At 58.0% G+C, this 21,995-nt stretch carries 12 protein-coding genes and 1 pseudogene; 5 read left to right on the top strand and 8 right to left on the bottom strand.

Annotated features, from left to right (window positions below; all coding sequences use genetic code 11):
- Positions 1 to 18: 18 nt before the first annotated feature.
- The 6 genes from KGP24_RS17960 to KGP24_RS17935 all read right to left on the bottom strand — a co-directional run bounded on the left by KGP24_RS17960 (position 19) and on the right by KGP24_RS17935 (position 15,886).
- Positions 19 to 366, bottom strand: coding sequence for a HigA family addiction module antitoxin (locus KGP24_RS17960; RefSeq protein ID WP_214577165.1), 348 nt, complete (start codon positions 364 to 366; stop codon positions 19 to 21).
- 10 nt (positions 367 to 376) lie between these two features.
- Positions 377 to 676: a type II toxin-antitoxin system RelE/ParE family toxin gene (locus KGP24_RS17955; protein ID WP_063408809.1), complete on the bottom strand. Its 300-nt coding sequence runs from the start codon at positions 674 to 676 to the stop codon at positions 377 to 379.
- Between the two features lie 250 nt (positions 677 to 926).
- Positions 927 to 2,096, bottom strand: a complete 1,170-nt coding sequence (locus tag KGP24_RS17950; protein WP_086374946.1) for an HlyD family efflux transporter periplasmic adaptor subunit — start codon at positions 2,094 to 2,096, stop codon at positions 927 to 929.
- 10 nt (positions 2,097 to 2,106) lie between these two features.
- Positions 2,107 to 4,305 carry a type I secretion system permease/ATPase gene (locus tag KGP24_RS17945; protein ID WP_223561324.1) on the bottom strand — a complete coding sequence of 733 codons (2,199 nt, stop codon included), beginning with the start codon at positions 4,303 to 4,305 and terminating at the stop codon, positions 2,107 to 2,109.
- Entirely contained in the window at positions 4,302 to 5,705 is a 1,404-nt protein-coding gene (locus KGP24_RS17940; RefSeq protein ID WP_223561323.1) for a TolC family outer membrane protein, read from the bottom strand. The genes KGP24_RS17945 and KGP24_RS17940 overlap by 4 nt, the downstream gene beginning before the upstream one ends.
- Positions 5,706 to 5,785: 80 nt before the next feature.
- Positions 5,786 to 15,886, bottom strand: a complete 10,101-nt coding sequence (locus KGP24_RS17935; protein WP_223561322.1) for a BapA/Bap/LapF family large adhesin — start codon at positions 15,884 to 15,886, stop codon at positions 5,786 to 5,788.
- Positions 15,887 to 16,645: 759 nt separating this feature from the next.
- On the opposite strand from KGP24_RS17935, the gene KGP24_RS17930 reads away from it, so the two are divergent.
- The 3 genes from KGP24_RS17930 to KGP24_RS17920 are packed head-to-tail and all read left to right on the top strand — an operon-like array spanning position 16,646 to position 18,499.
- A complete protein-coding gene (locus KGP24_RS17930) occupies positions 16,646 to 17,173 on the top strand; it encodes a tetratricopeptide repeat protein (RefSeq protein WP_223561321.1) in 528 nt (175 codons plus the stop codon).
- 7 nt (positions 17,174 to 17,180) lie between these two features.
- Complete coding sequence (locus KGP24_RS17925; RefSeq protein ID WP_223561320.1) at positions 17,181 to 17,711, top strand: sigma-70 family RNA polymerase sigma factor; 531 nt, start codon at positions 17,181 to 17,183, stop codon at positions 17,709 to 17,711.
- Positions 17,708 to 18,499 (top strand): hypothetical protein, encoded by a 792-nt coding sequence (locus tag KGP24_RS17920; RefSeq protein WP_223561319.1) that lies wholly within the window; start codon positions 17,708 to 17,710, stop codon positions 18,497 to 18,499. The genes KGP24_RS17925 and KGP24_RS17920 overlap by 4 nt, the downstream gene beginning before the upstream one ends.
- Here KGP24_RS17920 and KGP24_RS17915 read toward each other — a convergent pair.
- Entirely contained in the window at positions 18,491 to 19,048 is a 558-nt protein-coding gene (locus tag KGP24_RS17915; protein WP_223561318.1) for a YceI family protein, read from the bottom strand. The two genes, KGP24_RS17920 and KGP24_RS17915, sit on opposite strands and share 9 nt — an antisense overlap.
- A gap of 193 nt (positions 19,049 to 19,241) precedes the next feature.
- Entirely contained in the window at positions 19,242 to 19,598 is a 357-nt protein-coding gene (locus KGP24_RS17910; RefSeq protein ID WP_023333137.1) for a hypothetical protein, read from the bottom strand.
- Positions 19,599 to 19,839: 241 nt separating this feature from the next.
- Between KGP24_RS17910 and KGP24_RS17905 the strand changes: the two are divergent.
- Both KGP24_RS17905 and KGP24_RS17900 read left to right on the top strand, forming a co-directional pair.
- A pseudogene (locus KGP24_RS17905) lies at positions 19,840 to 19,962 on the top strand (IS3 family transposase); the annotation flags it as partial.
- Between the two features lie 459 nt (positions 19,963 to 20,421).
- On the top strand, positions 20,422 to 21,144 hold the full coding sequence (locus KGP24_RS17900) for a hypothetical protein (RefSeq protein WP_223561317.1): 723 nt from the start codon (positions 20,422 to 20,424) through the stop codon (positions 21,142 to 21,144).
- Positions 21,145 to 21,995 lie beyond the last annotated feature (851 nt).

Genomic DNA, 21,995 nt, shown 5'->3' with positions numbered 1-21,995 from the left:
GGTGAATTGTTTACCGAATCAGGCTACATCCGGCTGGCCAGATTTTCGCTTAGCCATGACGTCCGCAACGGTCTTTATACGGCTTAGCTCCTCCTGCGTCCTGGAGTTAGATTGTGCTTCCCAGATATCGACGTTCAGCTGTAAGTTCAGCCAAAATTCAATCGTGGTATCAAAGGCTTTTGCCAGTTTGATCGCCATATCGGCAGTAAGCTTGCGATTGTTATTGACCAGCGCGCTGATGGTGTTGCGGTGAACATTGAGCATCTCCGCCAGATCGCTGATTTTCAGATTGAGCGGTTCAAGATACTCATACTGCAACACGTCGCCCGGCGTGGTGGGTTTGCGGAGTGCCTGTTGAAGTGTCATAGATGATGCCTCATTTGTGTTGCGTGTACTTGTGTGGAGAGAGGTAGAGATCTTCTGCTTTACCCTCTGTCCAGCGAAATACGAGCCTGTATTGCCTGTTAACCCGGATTGAGGAATAGCCCTTCAGCGGAGGATTCAATGCTTCATACATATTGCCGGGTGGCGATCGCAAATCCCTGTGCGAGGTTGCTGCCCTGATGATATCGAGCTTTCTCGCAAGCGCTGTTTCCAGATTTGAAGGAATAACGTTGCTCGATCTGCCGTAAAGAAAAAAATCCTCAAGCCATTGATCCCGAAAATAACTAATCATAATGCTGGCGAGCTCCAGTCCATGAAGCTGATTGAATGGTAATGCACTCCTGCACTGTGTGCAAGTGCGTTTTTGTCTGCGGTTAATATTACCTGGGCGATGGCTGAAGGGAAGTGGTATGCCTGACTAAAGATTAATACGCCGAGGTAGGTTCCAGTTCTGGCGTGCGGTCAATGCCCGGCGGTGCTGCGCTTGCAAGGGCCTCCGGGAATTCAGGCCGGGTAAGGCGGAGCCGTCACCCGGCGATTGACTACCGCTCCCGCAGCGCCTCTTTCGCACGGTTAAACGGCTTGATCAGATAATCCAGCACCGTTTTCTCGCCGGTCTTAATGTCCACCGTCGCAATCATCCCCGGCACAATCGAGAAGTGCCTGCCCGCCTTATTCACCAGGTAATCCTGGCTGGTGCGGATAAACACCCGGTAATAGAACACTTCCGGCTTGGCTTCGTCCTGGATGGTATCCGGAGAAATCGTCTCCACCACCCCGTGCAGGCCGCCGTAAATGGCGTAATCGTAGGCGGTGATTTTGACCAGCGCCTCCTGGTTCGGGTGGATAAAGGCGATATCGCGCGGCGACAGGCGGGTTTCAATCAGCAGGTGATCGTCCACCGGCACAATTTCCATCAGCTCGCCGTTGGGCGGGATCACGCCGCCGATGGTGGTGACCTTGATGTTTTTCACGATCCCGCGCACCGGGGATTTTACCGTCAGACGGGTGACGGAATCCTGGCGGCCCTTGAGGATCGCCGAAACCATATCCACCTCAGCGTTGGCTTTGGAGAGCGCCTCGCGCGCCTGAACGTAATACTGCGAGCGTACGTCGGTGAGCTTCAGCTCCAGATCGCTTTTCTGCCGCTGCAGGCGCAGAACCTCCACGTGGCTGGCGGCGCCGGTTTTGACCAGCCGCTGGGTGATGGCCAGCTCCTTATTGGCGAGATCTAACGCGGCGCGCAGCTCCCGCTGGGTATCCTCCAGCTGCGCGCGGCGGGAGTTGTAGAGGCGCGTTTCGTCAGCAATCAGGTCTGGCCATTTTGCCAGCGAAGGGGGGAACTTCAGCGGCAGATCGTTCACCTCGGCGTACAGGCGGGCGCTGGAGGCCAGTGAAGCCCGGTAGCGCGCCGCGCTTTCGCCGACGTTCGATTCGGAACGCGTCGGATCGAGCCGCGCCAGCACCTGTCCGGCCTGCACCTGATCGCCCTCGTGGACGTTCAGCTCGGTGAGGATCCCGCCGTCGAGAGACTGTAAGACCTGCTCGCGCGAGCTGGGGATCACTTTCCCCGAGCCGGTTGACACCTCGTCCAGCACGCCAAACCACGCCCAGACGCCCAGCACCACAAACATCAGCAGCGAGAAGATCACGATCCGGCGCGCGCCGGTGTAGCCGCTTTCGGAGTCGAGGGCGTTATCCAGATCGTCCATTGCCGCCACGTCACGCTGACTGATTTTCATTTTTCCACTCCCGTCCGGTTGCTGCCTGCTGCTGCTGTTGCTGCATGCGGCTGTTGTTCAGCGCCTGGGCTTTTGGCGCGTCCATCACCAGCATCCCTTCTTTCAACACCACTACGCGCTCCACCAGTTCCAGCACCGGTACGCGATGCGTGGCAACAATCAGGGTGCGATGCCCGAGCCAGTCGCCCAGACGCTGGATGAATTCCCGCTCGGTGTGCTCGTCCAGCGAGGCGGTGGGTTCATCCATCAGCACAATATTCGGATCGCGCAGGAGCATCCGCGCCAGCAGAATCGACTGGCGTTGCCCGCCGGAGAGTCCCACGCCGTTTTCCATGATCGGGTAGTCCAGGCCTTTGGGAAGTTTCTGTACAAAGCCTGCCGCGCCGGTCAGCTCCAGCGCCTCAAAGATCTCTTCGTCGGTGGCGCGCGGCATGCCGAGGGTGATGTTTTCGCGCAGGGTGCCGTAAAACAGCCGGGCGTTCTGGGTCATAAAGCCGACGTTGCGCCGGACATCGGCGACGTCGAGATGCGGCAGGCTGAAGCCGTCGAGCCGCAGCTCGCCCGCCGCCAGATCCATCCCGCCCGCCATGGCCTGCAGCAGGGTCGATTTGCCCGCGCCGTTGCGCCCGAGGATCGCCACTTTTTCGCCCGGCCGGATCTCCAGCCGGTTAATGCGCAGCGCCATGCGCGGATCGTCCGGCTGATAGCGGAACTGCGCCTGCTCGAAAAGATAGTGTCCGCGCAGCACGTCCTGGCGGATCGGCGTCTCTTCGCGCTGGTTTTCGGTGGGAAGCTGCATGATGCTGTCCAGCCCCTCTTTTGCCGCTTTGACCTGCTGCCAGCGCGCCAGCACGCCGCACAGCGTCGCCATCGGGGCGATCATGCGCGAGGCCAGCATCGACGCGGCGACCACCGAGCCGGTGGTCAGGGTGCCGTCAATCACCATCGGCGCGCCGACCACAATCACGGCGGCGTATACCAGGCTCTGAATGGTCATCCCCCAGCTGATCAGGTTCTGCGTCAGCTCGCGGGTGCGCAGGCCGGATTCGGCGGTGATCTGGATATAGCTGTTCCACTGCTGCAAAAAGCGATTTTCCGCCTGCATCAGCTTGATGTCCTCCAGCCCCTGCACACTCTCCACCAGTACCGCGTTGCGCAGGGTCGATTCATGGGCCGACTGCTTTGCCAGCTCCGCCAGCTTCTTCTGCAGCAGCAGGCCGGGCAGGACCATGATCACCGCCGCGACCGGGGCGATCCACGCCAGCTGCGGGGCGATAATTGCCAGCACCACCACAAACAACAGGAAGAACGGCAGGTCGACAATCGTCGAGATGGTAGACGAGGTCACCATCTCGCGGATCTGCTCCAGCTCGCGCAGCTGAGAGATAAAGCTGCCGGTGGAGCGGGGAATCGCGCTGTTGCGCAGCCGCAGCGCGTGGCCGAACACGCGATCCGAAACGCGCATATCCGAGCGCTTGCCCAGCAGATCCATAATGTGCCCGCGCGCCACGCGCAGCACGAAGCCAAACAGGGTGGCAATCAGCACCCCGATGGTCAGGACGTACAGCGTCGGGTAGGACTGGGCGGGGATCACCCGGTCATAGACCTGCATGGAAAAGACGATCCCGGAGAGCGACAGCACGTTGATAAAGAGGGCGGCCAGCATGACCCAGCTGTAGGGGCGCAGGTCGCGCATCACCAGCCGGTAGAGCCAGTCCGGTCGATATTTTGAAATATAGGCGTCCACGCGGCTGTCCTTCAGCGCGGCGAGTGGACGCAGGGCAATAACGTGGCGGATCGCGGGCAGCATCGCCGTCATCGACAGCCGGTTGGTGTAGGTCTCATCGTCGAAAAAGCTGACCTCCAGCGTATCGTCCCCGTCGAAATGCTCGATCACGCCGATCCTGCCGTCATTCATCGCTACGACAACCGGCAGACGCCAGCTGTTGATCGCCTGACGATCGTCGGTAAGGAGCTGAAACGACAGCCCTGCTTCCCGGGCCAGCTGGGTGAGGGCGGGCACCATCGGTTTGCCTTTCAGCCACGGTGCGCCTGCGATCAGCGCGCCGGGCGAGCAGGCGACGCGATAGCGCGTGGCAACAAAACCAAAGGCCTTCGCCCACTGCCCCAGAGCCTCATCCGTCATGTTTTCACCCTGCGGGATTTCGCGCTGCTTCATGGCTGGATCTCCACGGTCTGGATGGTGCGGTTATCAAGATCGAACGCGTGACGCAACTGCCCGGTGTTATACAGGCAGTTGAGCTGGAGCTGGTGCAGCTGACCGAGGGTCTGCTGCTGGGTGAAGCGCGCCTGGTAAACCTCCTGTTCGGCGTTGAGCACGTCGAGCAGCGGGCGCGAGCCGAGGTCAAGATACTGCTGCTGGTACAGTTCGCGGGTGCGGGCGCTGAGCGCCTCCTGGCGGCCCTGAATTTGCAGCGTGCTTTGCAGGCTCATCACCTGGCTGCGGGCTTCCAGCAGTTTCTGGCGGACGTCAAGACGCGTACGCTGAATGGTGGACTGCGCCGCCTCCACCGCGTGTCCGGCAGCGTTACGCCGGGCGGTGAGGCCGCCGCCCTGATAGAGCGGCATCTGCACTTTCACCCATGCGGAATACTGGGTGCGATCCCGGGTTTCGCTCCCCGCATAGCGATCGTTCATGTAGTGACGCACCTCCGGCTCCAGCGAGACGGTTGGCGTCATCTGCGCGTCGGCGTAGTCGAGGTTAGCCTGGGCAACGTTAGCCTGCGCCCAGGCGGCAAGTACCGCGGGCACCAGACGGTCGTCCGGCTCGGCGATGTCGCAGCTCCGGCCCAGCTTCTGTGGAAAGTCATTGCTTATCGCGTTCAGGCTGTTCCAGCCGAGAAAGCTCATCAGCGTGGCGCGGGCGCTGTCGAGGCTTGCCTGGTACTGCATCAGCTGGGCGCGCGCGCCTTCGATACGGGCATCGGTCTGCACCACGTCAGAGAGCGACGTGGCCCCTTCGTCATTACGAAGACGGGTCAGTTTGCCAATCGAGGAGAGGGCTTCAAGCTGCTCTTTAGCGGTCTCGACCATCTGCTGCAAGGTTTGTACCTGTACCATGGCGATAGCGGTATCGTGGGCAATGGTGTCGATACTCACCAGCACGTTGGCCTGCTGCTGGGCAACGCCCGCGCTCTCGGCCCGCACCTGGCTGTCCACTTTGCCAAAGTCGTAGAGCATTTGTGAAAGAGAGAGCACCAGCGACGGCGTAAAGCCGTTCTGGTCGCCGTCATGGGAATAACCGTTGTCCACGCCGGCATTAATCTGCGGATAGTATTTTGATTTAGCGACGTCCACCTCTTCGCTCTGCTGGTAGAGTTTCCCCACGGCTTCGCTGATGGCCGGGTGCCAGGTGACGGCGCGGTTGACGGCCTCGCCAAGCTGTAACGAGCCGGGAGCGGCTTTGCCGGCCGCAGGGGCGACGCGACCGTTGAGCGAGGGGAGTTCCTGCGTTTCGCGAAGCTGCCCGGTATTGATTGTTGCCGCCGGGTTCGCGCTGAGAGCGGGCACAGATATCAGGCAGCACGAGAGCCACCAGTAAGGCATCTTCATTCCCATGTCATGTCCCTAATAAATATGTACAGCTTTATTATTTATGCCCGGGCGCTGTGCGCCCGGGTCATCTCTTGCAGGTGCTATCAGGTAATGATGTGTTGCTGGTTCACAAGCTCGTCGTAGGTGGTCTGAACGCCATCAAGCGTAACAAGTGTGGTATTAGTGTAGGTGCTCCCTGTACCATCACGGTCGATGGAGATCACGGTATTGCCATTACTATTAGTGACATGGAGATAATTCCCCAGCGTCGCGGCGCTACCGTTCCATCCCACCAGCAGATCGCCGATGTCGATCTTGTCCCCCTGCGCCAGCGAGAAGCCGGTCCAGTGATCGCCCGCGGCACTGCTGGTGTTACCCGCCGTGGCATTCCCCACCGTACTGTTCAGCACCTGGTAAATCAGCGTATCGCCGTAGGCCGTACCGGTGATGGCGTCGTTATGCTCAGAGCTGATGAACTGCGGCGCCATATTGATGGTCAGCGTGGCGCTGTCCGTTCTCCCGGTAGAGTCGGTCAGGGTGTAGTTGAAGGTCTCCTTCGACGTCATGGCTGAGAGCGATACCCCGCTGTTGAGGGTATAGGTGTAATGACCGTCTGCGCCGATCGCCAGAATGCCGTAATGGCCGGTGATGTTCACCGTTGCGCTGCCGGTATACGGATCCAGCGTGGTGGTCACGCCGTTGTAACCGGTCACGCTCAGACGGGTATCCACCGAGTGGAGCTGATCCAGCACGCCGCCAGAGTCGGTGCCGTCAAAGATGTTGCCGTTAACGGTGTGGGTACCGGTGACGTCGAAATTACTCAGCGAGTAGGTGGTGCCGTTCACGCTAGGGGTGATGGTGATGTTCCCCACGCTCAGCCCCGGTACGCTACCGGTAAAGTTCAGCGTATAGGTCCCGGCGTTGAGATCCAGCCCGGTGAGCGGGACGTCGATACTGCCGCCCAGCAGCGAGGCGCCGCTGAAGGAGCCGCTGCGGATAACGCCCGAACCGTCGCTGATGGACCAGTTCACCGTCAGCCCGCCCAGCGCCAGCAGCGAGGCCACGCTAAAGTGCAGCGACGCGTTGTGCAGCGCGGTGTTCGGGTCGACCACAAAGTTTCCGCTACCGGATCCCTGGGTTGACGAGAGCAGGGCCGTCGTCCAGCTGGCGGTGCCCACGGTAGTATCCGAATAGACCGACGTGTGGTGCACCGAGGTGAGGTCCATCGTGGCGCTGACATCGTTGACCGCATCCATCGCCCGCGCGGTGGGGGTGATGTTGAGCGATGCCGTATCCTTCGAGCCGTCAGGCGCGGTAACGGTATAGACGAAGGTGTCCGGCGTGCTGATATGGTCTGCCCCTACGCCGCTCCTCAGGGTATAGGTGTACTGACCGGACGAATTAATGGTCAGCGTGCCGTATTCTCCCTGAATGGTGGTGGTTCCACTGCTGTTGACCGCTACGCCGTTCACTTCGGTAACCAGCGTGCCTGTTGGAACCGGGTCATTCGCCAGCACGTCGCCCGTAGTTGTTTCGCTGATGCTCGCCACGCTGTAGACATGGTCCTGCAGGACGCTCAGCGTGTAGGCCGTCAGGGCGGTGATCCCGGACGCGGTATTCAGCAAGAACAGGTACTCCCCCGCAGGCAGGTTCAGGGTCAGCTGCGGTGACGTTCCCCCCAGCAACGGGGCGCGCAGCCAGCCCGACTCGACGCGAACCTGCTCGAAGGTCTGGGTCGCGTTGTTGAACTTATAGACGTACAGATCGAATACCGACGCCAGCGCCACGCCGCCCACGGAGGCCTGAATGGTCATGGTGCGGGTCGTGCCTTCCTCCACGTTATAAATAATCGGGTTGGTCATGTCGTCCAGCAGGTTCAGCCCCAGCGTGCTGCCGAGATTAATGCCCACCAGGGTAAAGCCGCCCTGAGACGAGGTGCCGTTATTAGTCTCGCTCACGGTGGTGTCAAAGGTCAGCGAGGCCGTGTCGTCCACCGCCACAATGCCGTTGATTACCGTACCGGCCCCCAGAGACAGCACCAGCTGCGCCGACGCGCTGACGCCGTTATGGGTAATGGTGTAGGTGAAGCTCTCCGTCCGGCCAATGACCGCTGCGCTGGTATCGGTCAGGTTGTAGGTGTAGCTGCCGTCGCGGTTGATGGTCAGCGTACCGTACTGACCCTGGATTACCGTGCCGTCGGCGTTCACGCTGGTGGTGACGCCCTGCGCGTTAGTGACCGCGGAAATGGTGGTTCCGGCCGGAGCGTTGTCGCTGCCGGCGGTAGGATCCGTATCGAGGATCACGTTGCCGTTGAGGCTGGTATCGCCGGTGACCGTACCCGGACCGGTCTCTTTCACCGCCACGTCGAGGCTGGTGTAGGAGCCGGTCGCCAGCAGGTTGGTGTTGTAGCTGAGCACGCGATAGTCGCCGTCAGCCAGCCCGGTCAGGTTCAGCGATACGCCGGTTGCGCCGAGGGTCAGGAGATCGGCAAACTGCGGCTGGCCGGTGTCCACCACCGTGGTCCAGGCACCGTTGACGTAGTGCTGAACTACCAGCTCAAGGGTGTTGAGCAGAGAGAGGACCGCTCCCGTAGCGTTGGCGTTCACCACGATATCCGCGCTGCCGCCGCTGCCAACCGTGAAGTTCACCTGCGCGGTGTCATTGCCCAGCAGCGTCAGGACGTTGCCCACGGCACCGACCAGCAGGAAGCCGTAGTCGCTGTACTGGCTGTTGGTCACGGTCGCCGTGGTGCTGAGGTTCAGCTCTTCGACGTTATTGCTGGCAGAAAGCGGCACCACCGGCGCAAGGGCGGAGCCAGGCAGCGAAGTGTTGCCAGCAGCGTCGGTGGCGGTGATCTGCAGCGTCTGGCCTTCGGTCTGTTTGTTAATGAAGGTGTAGCTATAGGTGCCGTTGCTGCCCGCAGTGGCGGTCACCGTTGAGCCGTCCGCAAGGCGGATAGCGACGGTGCTGCCGGCTTCCGCAGTCCCGGTCAGGACGCTACCGTCGGCGTTGAAGGTCCCGGTCGGCACCGTTGGAGCGGTCGTATCGACGATAATCGTCGTCACGGCTGACGCCACGCTGGTGTTGCCCGCCGCATCGGTGGCCGTGGCGGTGAAGTTATGCGTTCCCTGCGTCAGCGTTGTGGTTTGCGGCAGGGTCCAGTTGCCGCTGCCATCTGCGGTTACCGTGCCCACCAGCGTAATACCATCGTAGATCCGCACCGTGGCATTCGCTTCGGCGGTCCCGCTTAGCGTTGGACGCGTATCGTTGGTCGGATTCGTACCGGTCACCGGACCGGTAACGCTGCCAACATCATCAATCACCGAACTGATGACCGGCGCGCCCGGCGCGAGGGTATCGACGTTAATCACATATCCGGCGGTCGGCGCGCTGGCGTTGCCCACCGCATCGGTGGCGGTAAAAGTCAACGTGTGCGCGCCATTGCCCAGCGCCGGAGAAGGCGTAAAGCTCCACGCCCCGCCGGTCGCCGTCACGCTGCCGATTTGTACGCCGTTATCAAAGATTTTCACCGTCGACCCGGCTTCCGCTGTACCGCTGAGGGTTGGCTGCGCGTCGTTGGTGAATCCGCCGTTCGCAACCGGCGTCGCCGCATTGCCCACGTCATCCAGAATGCTGGTCAGCACCGGCAGCGCAGGCGGCGTGGTGTCGACGGTGAGACTGAAGCTGATGGACGACACGCTGGTGTTGCCTGCCGCATCTGTCGCCTGCGCGGTGAAGCTGTGCGCGCCCGCCGTCAGCGTGGTGTTGAGCAAGATACTCCAGTTCCCGCTGCCATCCGCGGTGCCGGTTCCGACAAGCGTTGTCCCCTCATAGATCTTCACGGTGGCAAACGGTTCGCTGGTTCCGACAAGCCGCGGTACGGTATCGTCGGTTGTTTGCCCGGACGTGAGCGGGCCGGTGATGCTGCCCACGTCGTCTATCGCCTGGCTGATAACCGGCGCGTTCGGTGCTGCGGTATCAACTATCAGGGTAAAGTCCGGCGAGCTCGGGCTGACGTTGCCCGCCGCATCGGTGACCGTGGCGCTCCAGGTATGGCTGCCGTTGGCCAGCGGCGTTGACGGCGTAAAGCTCCATGCGCCGGTACCGTCCGCCTGAACGGTGCCGACCGGCTGCCCGTTCTCATAAACGGTGACCGTGGCGTTGGCAGCCGCGGTGCCGTTCAGCGTCGGCGTGGTGTCGTCGGTACTCTGACCGGAAGAGAGCGGGGTTTGAATGCTGCCCGCGTTGTCACCCGCGGTCGAAATGACCGGCGCCGACGGCACGCCCGTATCTACCGTCAGGTTAAACGGTGCTGTTGCTGTGCCCACGTTGCCTGCCGCATCGGTGGCATTAAAGGTGATGACGTGCGCCCCGTCGGGCAGATCGGTACCCGGCGTGAAGGTCCAGCCGCCCAGGGCATTCACCACCGCAGTGCCAATTTCGTTGCCATCAACGATCACGTGCACGGTAGAACCCACCTCGCCCGTACCGTTGAAGGTTGGGCGCGCGTCGTTGGTGCTGTTACCCGACGTGAGCGCCCCGGTGACCGGGCCGACGTCGTCAATCACGCTGGTCACCACCGGTACGCCGGGAGCTGCGGTATCAATGATAAAGGCGAAGACCGATGAGTTAGCCGAGGCGTTGCCTGCAGTATCCGTTGCATACGCGCGCAGGGAGTAGCTGCCGTCGCCCAGCGGTGCGGCCGGCGTAAAGGACCAGTTGCCGCTGCCGTCAACAACCGCAGTACCAATCTGCGTGCCGTTGTTCATGATGTGAATGGTGCTGCCCGCCTGCCCGGTGCCGCTGATGGTAGGGGTGCTGTCGTTGGTCACCTGGCCGCTGGCGAGATTGCCCGTGACGCCGCCAGGGGCGTTGTCGTTCACATTATCCAGCGTCGGAACCGTCGGTGCCGTCAGGTCAACCACCACGCTCCAGGGAGCAGAGACCGCGCTGACGTTGCCCAGCGGATCGGTCGCCCGGACGGTGAAGCTGTGCGAGCCTTCGCCGAGTGCGGTATCAGGGGTAAATGTCCACGCGCCGGTGCCGTCAGCCGTCACCACGGCAATCTGGGTGCCGCCGTCGAAAATGGTCACCACGCTGTTTGCGTCCGCTGTCCCCGAAAGGGTTGGCGTGGCGTCGTTCGTCTCTGTGCCGCTGACCACCGTGGTAGCGGCGTTACCGACATTATCCGTGACGTTGGTGATGACCGGCGTGGCGGAAACGGAATCCACCACGACGGTGAAGCCCGCCGAAGGACCGCTCTGATTCCCCGCCGGATCGGTCTCACGGATGGTCAGGACATGGTTGCCCTCTGCCAGGGTGGGCGTGGTGTAGCTCCAGGTGCCGGTATTGCCGACCACCACACTGCCCAGCAGCGTCCCGTTGTTGTAGATGGAGATGGTATCACCCACCGCACCGGTGCCGGTGAGGGTCGGCTGGTTGTCGTTGGTGGTCTGGCCGCTGGTCAGCGGACCGGTGCCCGGGCCGACGTCGTCAATCACCGCGCCGATAGCTGGAGTGCCCGGTGCGGTGAGGTCGACGGTGACGCTGGCCGCCGGAGAGCGGCCGCTGGTGGCACCGTTGAGGGTCGCGGTCACCTCAAAGGTGTGCAGCCCCTCGCCAAGCGCGGCTGGCGTATAGCTCCAGTTGCCGCTGCCGTCGGCGGTCACCGTCGTCAATGGGGTCGCGCTACCGTCCTGATAAATGGTGATCAGGCTGCCCGCTTCGGCCGTACCGGTAAGCGTTGGCGTAGTGTCGTTGGTGGTTTTGCCTTTCACATCGCCAGTGACCGGGTCCACGTCATCGACGATCGCCGTGATGACAGGCACCTGCGGCAGCTCAAGCGACGAGTCGGTGACGACAAAAGGCACGCCCGCGCTGGCATTCCCTGCGGCGTCCGTAGCGTTCACGGTAAGCGTGGTCGGATCCAGCTGTGCCGGACTCAGCGCAATGGAGAAGCTGCCGTCGCTGCTTACAACGCCGGTACCAATGACGGTACCACCGCTGTCTTTGACGGTAATGGTACTTCCTGACTCGGCGTTACCGGTCAGCGGTGTTCCCTCCTGAGCCAGAGCCATGTTGATCGGGTCGGCAGGCGCTGCGGTATCTACCGTCACGCTTAGCGGTGCTGAACTCCCTGAGGTGTTACCGGCAGGATCGACAGACGAGACGGTGAAGGTATGAGGGCCATCCGGCAGCGTTGTACCGGCAGTCCAGCTCCAGCTGCCGTCCGGCTGTATCGTCACCGGCACGCCAGACGGGTTACCGTCGACGGAGACGATAACGGTAGTGCCGGGTTCGCTGGTCCCGGTGAGCGTCGGGGTGCCATCTTTCGTGTAGAGCACGTTATTGGACAGCTGGCTGTCAGCTACGGCGCTAATGACGGGGATCTCTGGCGCTACGGTATCGAGGGTGACGGAAACGACCGGGCTCAGCGCGCTGACGTTACCGGCGGCATCGACTCCTGCAACGGTGATGTTCAGCAGGCCGTCCGTTTGTTGTGGCAGTACAAGGCTCCATTCTCCGTTAACGACATCGACACGTCCTACCTCGACGCCGTTGTTGTAAACGATGACCGTCTCACCGTTAACGCCGGTTCCTCCGACGGTTGGCGTCGCGTCGGTGATAAAGCCACCATTCGGCTGTCCCCCGACGGCATCAAATACCGGCGTAGCCGGCGCTACGGTATCCACGACGATCGTAATCGCTGGCGAAGCGTCAGATTCGTTACCCGCTTCATCGGTGGCGGTGGCGGTATAGGTATGGTTGCCCTCGGCAATGTTGCTGTCAGGGCGCCAGCTCCAGTTACCGTTGCTGTCTACCGTGACGGTGCCCACGACGGTCGATATGCCGTTGACGGTATCAGTGATGTTGATTACGTCGTTCGGCGTGCCGGTGCCGCTCAGGACCGGGCGCGGATCGTTGGTGGTTCCGCCATCGGGAACGGGGCCGGTGATCTGGGTAACGCTGTCGGTGACGACTGGTGCCACAGGCGTAGCCGGCGCGTCGGTATCAATGGTGATGGTTACCGGCTGCGACGGGGCGCTTTCGTTGCCCGCGCCGTCCATGCTGGTGACGGTCAGGGTAATGTCATAGGTGCCGTTAGGCAGCGGGGTTGATGGTGTCCAGCTCCAGTTGCCGGTACCGTCCACGATGACATCATCAAGCTTGACGCCGTTGTTGTAGATCGTCACGGTATCGCCCGCCGTGCCGGTACCGCTCAGGGTTGGCGTGGTGTCGCGGGTGGTTTCGCCCGGGTTCAGCGGTGTGTCTGTTCCGTCAGGATTGACGGTGATTTCCGGGACGTCCGGCGTGGCAGGCGCGACGGTATCTACCGTCAATACAAACGGACTGGAAATCGTGGTATTGCCTGCGGCATCCGTGGCGTGAACCGTCAGCGAATGCGGACCGTCGGTGAGCGGGGTAACGGGCGTAAAGCTCCAGCCGCCGCTGCCGTCGAGGGTGGCTGTGCCGAGCAGCGTGGTGCCGTCATAGACGGTGATCGTCGCATCAGCCGGGGCGGTGCCCTGCAGCAGCGGTGTGGTGTCATCCGTGGTATCGCCGCTGCTGAGCGTGCCCTGAACGCCGCCGACGTCATCGGTCACGGTGGCGATGGTGGCTGCCGCTGGCGGCGTGGTATCGACGATCAGGGTGAAGCCGCTTGACGGCTGGCTGGTGTTACCCGCCGTGTCGGTGGCGACAACGGTAAAGCTATGAGGCCCGCTGGTAAGAGGCGTCGTGAGGGTATAGGTCCACGCGCCATTGTTGTCGGCCTGGACCGTGAAAAGATCGGCGCCATCCAGGCGGATGGTGACGGTTGAGCCGGGTTCAGCCGTGCCGTTGAGCGTCGGCGTGGTGTCGTTGGTGCTGTCGTTGGGGTTGAGCGCACCGAGGCGCTCCGGCACATCATCCAGCACCTGGGTAATGACCGGGGCAGCTGGTGCGACGCTGTCAATTGTCAGAGTCCAGGTGTTGGAGACGCTGCTGGTGTTGCCAGCCGCGTCGGTCGCGACGGCGGTCAGGGCGTGCGGACCCTCGCCGATCGGCGAGGAAGGCGTAAAGATCCATACGCCGAGGCCATTGGCGACGGTCGTACCAATAGCAACACCGTCCACGCGCAGGGTGACCGTCGCGTTTGGTTCGGCGGTACCGCTCAGCGTTGGGGTACCGTCATTGGTCGTGGCATTTGGGCCGAGTAAGCCAACAATTCCACCGGGGACATCATCCACGACTTGTGAAATCACCGGGGCGCCAGGTGCCGTCCCGTCGACGTTAATTGTCCACGCGGTTGATATTCCGCTCGGGTTACCGGCGGGATCCGTCGCCGTTGCCGTCAGCACGTACGTGCCATCGGTCAGCGGTGAGGGCGGCGTAAAGCTCCACAGGCCGGAGGAGGGAACAACCACCGTACCGAGGACATCGCTGCCGTTATAAATCGTGATGGTCGAGCCCGCCTCGCCCGTTCCGTTCACGGTCGGCGCCCGGTCGTTGGTAATCCCGTTCGGGCCCACGGGGCCGGTGGTGGCCTGCACGTCATCAATCACCGACACGATAATTGGCGTCTGCGGTGGGGTATTATCCGGTGACGCAGCGGAGGTGGCTGGCCCCGTGTTGCCTGCCGTGTCGGTGGCGTCAGCGGTCAGGATTTCGCCGTTGAGCTTCGGCGGGGTCAGCGTCAGGCTGAAGTTGCCCTGGCTGTCGGCAACAACAGTGCCAAGGGTGACATCGCCTTCACGGATGGTCACCGTGCTGCCAGCTTCCGCGATGCCGCTGATGGTGCCGCCATCATTCGAAACCACGAGATTTCCAGGGGCAGACGGCGGCGTGGTGTCCACGGTGAAGATGACAGGCTCTGAGCTCGCGCTCAGGTTTCCGGCTGCATCGGTTTCAGTGACGGTTATGGAGTGTGTCCCGTCCGGGAGCGGGCCGTTCGGCGTGACGCTCCAGGTGCCGTTGGGCTGCACCTTTGTGGTACCAACCACCACGCCGTTATCGTAAATGGTGATGGTTCCGCCGGGTTCGCCGGTCCCCGCCAGGATCGGCAGTGAAGCATCGGTAAGCGCGCCCGACGTGATGGTTCCCCTGATAGCGCCCGTATCGTCGGTCAGCACAATCGCGGTCGGCGCGTCCGGCGGAGTAAGATCCACCGTCAGGGTAAACGCAGGTGAGGCAGGCCCGGTGTTGCCGGCGGCGTCGGTTGCCCGCACGGTAATCTGGTGAGTGCTTTCACTCAGGTCAACCGACGGGGTAAAGGTCCAGGTGCCGTTGCTGGCGACGACCGCCGTACCAATGGCGACTCCACCGTCATAAATCGTCACGGTCGAGCCCGCTTCGCCGGTGCCGGTAAGCTGCGGGCGCCGATCGTTGGTGCTGCCGCCGTTGCTGACTGCCCCCGTCTGCGGGGCAATATCGTCCGTTACGCTGGTGATTGCTGGCGCATCGGGCGCGGTGGTGTCCGGCGCGTTGAGCGTTGTGCCCGGGCTGGTATTCCCGGCGTTATCCGTCGCGGTGGCGGTCACCTGCTCGCCGTTGGTCAACGGTTTGTCGAGAGAGACGGTAAAATTGCCATCGCTGCCCGTTTTTCCCGTGCCAATGACATTGCCGTTCGCGTCTTTCAGCGTGATAGTACTGCCGGGTTCGGCGGTACCGGTGACGGATTTGCCATCTGAAGAGAACTTAAGGCCGGAAGGCGCATTCGGCGGCGTTGTATCTGGATCGGCAGGATCGACGGGTGTGTTGGGGTTGGGGCTATTGTTATTGCCGCCATCGCCACCACCGCCACCACCGCCACCGGTACTTGCCGCGGCCGCGATGCCGCCTGCAGCGGCAATACCGCCCAGAGCCCATGGCCAGATGGCGGCACCACCGGTATCGCTCCCGGAGGCTGCAAGCAGCACGTCCGTAGACGCGATGGATTCGTACGTTGCGGCTCCGGTTGGATCTTCAATCCACCATAATGCGCCTTCGCTGTCCTGCAGTACCAGCTGGCTAACGCCCTGCGCGTCCGTGACGTAGAAATTTTTAAGGGTGATCACCTCGCCGGAGTTAAGCGTAACCAGGAGATCGTTACCATTTCGCGCGAAGTGGGAGATGTTCGCTCGCTCGACATGAAGCTCAACGATAGAGGAACGGCTCAGCGTAACCTGAGTGCCTTCCGTGGTCGTTTCCACGCCAGTAAGTTTCGATATAACAGAGATTTGGCTCATTTAGGTATTACTCCAGCAGATGTATCATGAACGGCGAGCAAGACGAGCCATCTCTGCTGAAGGTAAAGGGCGCCCCCGGCGCAGTCGCTGTTATAACGCAGCACTCACCGTCGTTTTTAGCGCGCACGATGCCCGCCAGAATTCAGAGTGGCAACATCAGAGCGAATCTAATGACTTATAAAAGAGAACAATTTTTATGGGTGTTTTGTGTCTTATAAAACCCTGTAATTAATGAAGGAATTATTTTTTAGAATATAAAAAGGATATAGACAGAAAACGATAGTTGTGCAAATTTAGCTTTCGTAAATAAATGCAAAAACAATGAAGAGGACATTGATATATGGGTGTGGTTAAAACTTACCTGATGCAACGTTATGTTTTATATGGGTTTGATTTAAAATAGCGCTGTTGTTTTTTAGTGTGATTTACGCAGTGTGATAATTGGTAGGGGGCATTTTAAATATAACTCAAAACGTTATTGTTTAATTGCGCTTAATAAGCATTTAAGTTAGGTTAACGTTTTTGATATAAGATATATTATATCACTTGCATAATGAAATATATTCTTATGCGGGGTTAAAATTCTGCTATCACGCGAAAATAATAACGTTAAGGCAAGGGTTAAATAAGCTGATTCATTTCCATTGGGCTACGACGTCAGCATGGTTCTGGGACAGCAAAAAATTCACGGGGAGAATGAATAAAAATCGTCAGTCGGGCGTTTACTGAGGTCACTCCCTTCTTACCCTGGAGCTTTATATGAACACGACCTCGTTTCGTTTGATCCCGGCGCTGATTTTTTCCCTGCTGTCCCCCCTGGCGCTGGCAATGGGCAATAATAGTACCGAGAGCAAAACGCCCGATTGTCCTTCCGGACAGGTATATGACAGCGCCACCCAGAAATGCGTGCCGGACAAGAGCAGCAGCCTCAGCGATCGGGACAAAACCAACTATGCGTACCATCTCGCGAAGAAAGGCGAGTACCAGGCGGCGCTGAACCTGCTTGATTCGCTGAAAAATGGCAATACGGCTGAAGCGTGGAACTATCGCGGGTTCGCCACGCGTAAGCTTGGCCGCACGGACGAAGGCATTGGTTACTACCAGCGCGCGCTGGCTATTGCACCAGATTATGCCAGGGCCCGGGAGTATCTCGGTGAAGCGTGGATGGTAAAAGGACGTCCTGACCTCGCAAAAGAGCAGCTGAAGGTGATTGCCGGTATTTGTGGCCAGTCCTGCGAGGAGTACCGCGACCTGCAGGCTGCCATCAACGGACATCCGGAATCCTGATTTTCTGGTGGAGGGAAAACACATCGCTACCAGTGAGGTTCGTCAGCAGTTAGCCGCACACCTGCCGCGTCTCTGGCGCTATGGGCTAGTGTTGTCGCGAAACAGCGATATCGCCGAAGAGCTGGTTCAGTCCACCTGCGTGCGTGCGCTTGAAAGGAGCAGCCAGTATATGCCGGGCACACGCATCGACAGGTGGCTGTTCGCGATACTGCACTCCATCTGGATCTCAGAGCTTCGGGCACGACACGTGCGTCAGGGGCAGGGATTTGTGGCCAGCGACGAGCTTCTGGCGCCGGACACCCGCGAACAGGATGAGACTCGGCTGCATTACCTGAAGGTGATGCAGCGCGTTAGCGCGCTGCCCGAAGCCCAGCGTAACGCGGTTTTTTTAGTTTATGTCGAAGGCTTTACCTACCAGGAGGCTGCGGACACTCTGGCGGTGCCGATCGGTACCGTGATGAGCCGGCTGGCGACAGCACGGGCTCGGCTTGCCAGATCCGCTGACGCACTGCCTCCGGTAAAGGAGAAACGCTCTTGAACTCGCACCGTTTTGCACCTCCCTATAACGACGACGCTATCGTGGCATGGATAGATGGCGAGATGTGCCGCGACGACGCGCAGCTATTTGAAGAACAGTTGAAAAGTGACGAACGCCTCTCCGGGAGAACCGCCGAACTGATGAAAGGCAGTCAGGATTTCGCCGGGGCGTTTGCCTCCCTGCTGGATGATGCGCCACTGGAGAAGATGCAGGCGCGTCTGGCAGCGATTCCCGATCCACAATCCTCCACGCCGGTTGGCGTCAGCAGAAGGGCGCTTATTGCCGCGTCGGTAAGCTTTTTGATGGTTGGCTCCGGGCTGGGCTACCTGCTGCGGCCCGCTTCTGCGCCCTCGGATGAGAGTGCCCATATTCGCGATCTCGAAGCGCAATATATGTCTCTGTACAGCGTCGAGACGCTGTTGGATATGGACAGCGCAACGCCGGTCCTGCAGCGCGGGCTGGAACGGGCCGCGCAGGACATCGGCATTAAGCTAGACATGTCGCAGCTTGTCCTGAAGGGGGCTGAGCTCAAAATGGTGCGCATGCTGCGCTATGAAACGACCTCGATCGCGCAGATTGCCTGGATCAACGCCGACTACGGCCCGATGGCGCTCTGTATCTCTCCGGTTGATGAGAAGACGACGGCCTCTCTTCGCCAGGAGCAGCGGTACAGCATGAACCTGGCGTGGTGGCAGGAGGCGGGCTACCAGTTTGTCCTGATTGGCCGCAATCCGCCGTCTCACCTGCGGGGAAACGCGGAGCAGCTGCGGCGCCTTATCTCAGGATGACGGCACGTCGTTCGTCTGAATCGCAATGGCGATGGCGATACGATCGTCCACGACCAGCGCAAACTTATCCATCCCATAGGACGCGCGCGAGATCGCCGTTGTGGCATCCAGCGTGGGTGTCTGCGCATGCGGGTCTTTCACGACGGCCTCCAGGATCACCGGGCGGGCAATGTTTCGCACGGTCAACGTGCCGAAAACCCTGAACCTCCCGTCGCCCTGGGCGACCACGCGAGAGCTGATGAACTCGATAGTCGGGTAGCGCTCAGAATCAAAAAACATGTCGCTTTTGAGCTGCCAGGTGAGCAGCTTGTTTGAGGCCACCAGGGTTGCCACAGGAATGGTGACGTGGATATGGTCGTCAACGTCGTTATCCGGATTGAGCGTCACGGCACCCGTCACGCCGCTGAATGTCGCCCAGGAGAGGATGCCACCGAAGGCATGCCACGACAGCCGAATGGCGGTGTTATCGGTGTCTATAATGTAGCTCTTCGGGGCGGCCAGCGCCCATGGACAAACCAGGACAAGCACTATTACCAGGCGTCGCAGCATCTCAGGATCTCTTTTTGGGGGCCGGGAGTAAACGCGTCATCCCCGGGATTTATTCGGCTTTTATGCGCCAGGGGTGAATCTTTTCGATCGCGACGGCGAAGCCGTCATCGGATGAGCCTTGAGAGAAGTGTAGACGTCGGGAAGCAGAGCGTTGGGTAATAAAAAAGGCCGCTTTTGCGGCCTTTCGAAGGGATTACTCAGTGACTTTCTTTTCCAGCTCGCTGGCACCTTCTTTGGTTTTGTTCCAGCCTTTCTCAGCGCCTTCTTTGGTGGCATCCCACCCTTTCTCGGTGCCTTCTTTAGTTTTATGCCAGGCTTTCTGAGAATCTTCGCTGACCTTGCTGCCCAGGCTCTCGCTTTTGCCTTCCGCAGCATGCTTCTGTTTCAGCTTCAGCTCTTCACCTTTGTTCTGCTCTTCGTGCAGTTTTTGCTTCGCCTCGTTGGCGTTTGCGTTCGCCGCAGCGACGGTATCGTCAGTTGCATGTGTGGTCGCAGCAAATACTGGGGAAGCCAGCAGAACGGCAGATAATGCGATAATTGTTTTTTTCATAATATCCTCATTTAACGTTATCGGTTATGAGCGTGATTCAGCATGGCACAGGCGAAGCGGGATGGCTTTAGGAAAAAACTGTAATGAGATCATAGGGCCCTGATGAGGTTATTACCGATGGATATTCTGATTGTCTATCTGGGTCTGCATAATTCTCAGGAGCATTTATCCAGCTTAGCAGAAAGCCTTTTCATTCTGTTAAATAATGACTTCAGCTAACGTTTTCCGACGCCGGTGTGGCAGAAATCGTTATGGCGCGCTTCGTCTCGCTGGCTAAATGCCGGAATACAACATCCAAACCATTGCTGCCAGCCTGAATCGTCAGGGAGAGCGGGCGAAAGCCAGCCGGAAGTTCAGCCCGGTCAGCCGAAAATCAGTGCGAGATCAATCGATTGCATGACAAGAAAAATTGATAATCTTTTCAGTTCCTGCATCTTCGCATTCAATACAACAGTGTCAAATGATACAAAAGTAATTTTACTGCAAAATCATTTTTTATTATTATCTGTTTCGACAGTGTTACCGGTAATATGATGCCGTTTCACGGTGATGCACCTGTCAGAGCTCTGTTATCCGTTAATAGCGGAACTAAAGGTTATTAATATTTTCTTTAAAAGAAGATAATTCTTGGTTTATCTAAATTTAAAGTGAGGCGAAACACTTTAAAAAGCTTGATGTCTTATATATTTTCTATAAATTTATTTGTATATGTGATTTCTATCGAGAATTAACCATGAACGCAAAAAATTGCGGTGATTTCTTCTTCTGCAATGGTTGTAGCTAACGCGGTAGCAACCGGAATTAGTGGAAAATAAGCTGAGACGTGAAAATGTTAAAACAATGTTTAACAGATAAGGCAGAGCCTGACTCCGCGGAGCTATCAGATGAATTGGTTGTTATTATAGACAGCTGTTCCTACAGCCGCATAGCATGCGAAGAGATTATTTCGGATATTACGCATAGGGGAAATATAGTCTCCTTTGAGTGTTTTACCGATTATAAATTGTGGTTTCATTCCGCCGGCAAAGCATCAGGTAAAAAATATATCATTTTTAACGCAACATCAGAGGCCTACTACAGCTGGGATGTTGTGGAGTTTCTTAAGCATTTTAATGAGATAACGCAGCTATATTATTACAGTGGGGTGCCGGAACATTTAAAAAGTTATGAGGGGAATGTAAAATCCTCCAACAAAACGGACGATCTTCTTCTGCTGGTCAGTAAACGTCGCCCGCAACTGTACATGAATGCGATTATTACACACTATATGGTCAAACGTAATCCTTTGGCTCCCATAGTTGTGGTCAGTGATTTTTCTAAAATGAATATTGAAGCAGCAAAAAACACGTTTATAAGGTATCTAAAGGGAAACGGTGCAGCAGAACCAATGAAAAAAAACAAAGAATATTTTACACCTAATGATATACGGGCGATGAATATTCTGTTGTCGGGGGAGGTTATTAGAACAGCATCTTATCGGCATGCTGTCGGGGTAAAAACGTTGTACACCCAGCGTGCACATGTTTTAGAAAAACTGGCTTTCTGAAATGCCTGATAAAGAGAATATTCAGACTGCAGATACAGCGGGTTTCAATGCGAGCCTCATTAATGCCAGGGACGCAAAAAATGTTCCCGGTTGCAAGACGGTTCTGGAGCAGCATAACATCAGCCATGGCTTTGCTAACGCAAGAACTATCGCGACCATGGTACCCTGAGAGTCTTCAGATTAGGTGATACCCTAACATTTAAAAAATAAATATCCCCATTTAATAATAATTTATTTATTCCAGTATCATCCTGGACTACAAAGTAGTTATAAAAATAATATTTTAATGTAATACTAATAGCGTCTAAAGGAATAGTCCCTTCAAGATGCAATATAAAATGGTATTTATATGAAAAATTTTACAGTTGGTAACTCTCTGACATATAATAGCTCAGGGAAAGTGATGATCTTAAATACTTATTCCGAATATAGAGAATGGTATTTATCACGCCATGACCTGAGCATATTCGCGCCAGATGAAATTGATGCCCTGCTTAAGGATGAACAACCCGACAGCTATCCCTGTATTCCCTACATAACCGAGAACTACGACGACGTTTGTTACTTTTGTCTGAATCTCATTAAGTTACTCAGCGTAGCAGTACACTAAATCACATAGTTTCACAGGAATGAGACAAGGAAGTCAGATCAGCAGATAAAGTGAATCGAACAAGCAATTTAATCATTTTAAAATATGATTGTTACATCTTTATAAGTTATTTAACACCCTCCAAAGATAATCCCCGGCAAGGATGCATTCAATTCATCTAATACACTATTGTCTATACCTATGCAGATAGCGAAATGATTGCAAATGGCAGGCATACTCAAAAGTATCGATACCGTTAGTA

The organism is Enterobacter sp. JBIWA008 (assembly GCF_019968765.1).
Taxonomy (GTDB): domain Bacteria; phylum Pseudomonadota; class Gammaproteobacteria; order Enterobacterales; family Enterobacteriaceae; genus Enterobacter.
Note: the sequence above shows the minus strand (reverse complement) of the source record. Positions and strands in the feature narration are given on the sequence as shown.

Coding starts and splice junctions, on each gene's coding strand:
- KGP24_RS17960 (WP_214577165.1), bottom strand. CDS start 366: ATGACACTTCAACAGGCACTCCGCAAACCCACCACGCCGGGCGACGTG.
- KGP24_RS17955 (WP_063408809.1), bottom strand. CDS start 676: ATGATTAGTTATTTTCGGGATCAATGGCTTGAGGATTTTTTTCTTTAC.
- KGP24_RS17950 (WP_086374946.1), bottom strand. CDS start 2,096: ATGGACGATCTGGATAACGCCCTCGACTCCGAAAGCGGCTACACCGGC.
- KGP24_RS17945 (WP_223561324.1), bottom strand. CDS start 4,305: ATGAAGCAGCGCGAAATCCCGCAGGGTGAAAACATGACGGATGAGGCT.
- KGP24_RS17940 (WP_223561323.1), bottom strand. CDS start 5,705: ATGGGAATGAAGATGCCTTACTGGTGGCTCTCGTGCTGCCTGATATCT.
- KGP24_RS17935 (WP_223561322.1), bottom strand. CDS start 15,886: ATGAGCCAAATCTCTGTTATATCGAAACTTACTGGCGTGGAAACGACC.
- KGP24_RS17930 (WP_223561321.1), top strand. CDS start 16,646: ATGAACACGACCTCGTTTCGTTTGATCCCGGCGCTGATTTTTTCCCTG.
- KGP24_RS17915 (WP_223561318.1), bottom strand. CDS start 19,048: ATGCTGCGACGCCTGGTAATAGTGCTTGTCCTGGTTTGTCCATGGGCG.
- KGP24_RS17910 (WP_023333137.1), bottom strand. CDS start 19,598: ATGAAAAAAACAATTATCGCATTATCTGCCGTTCTGCTGGCTTCCCCA.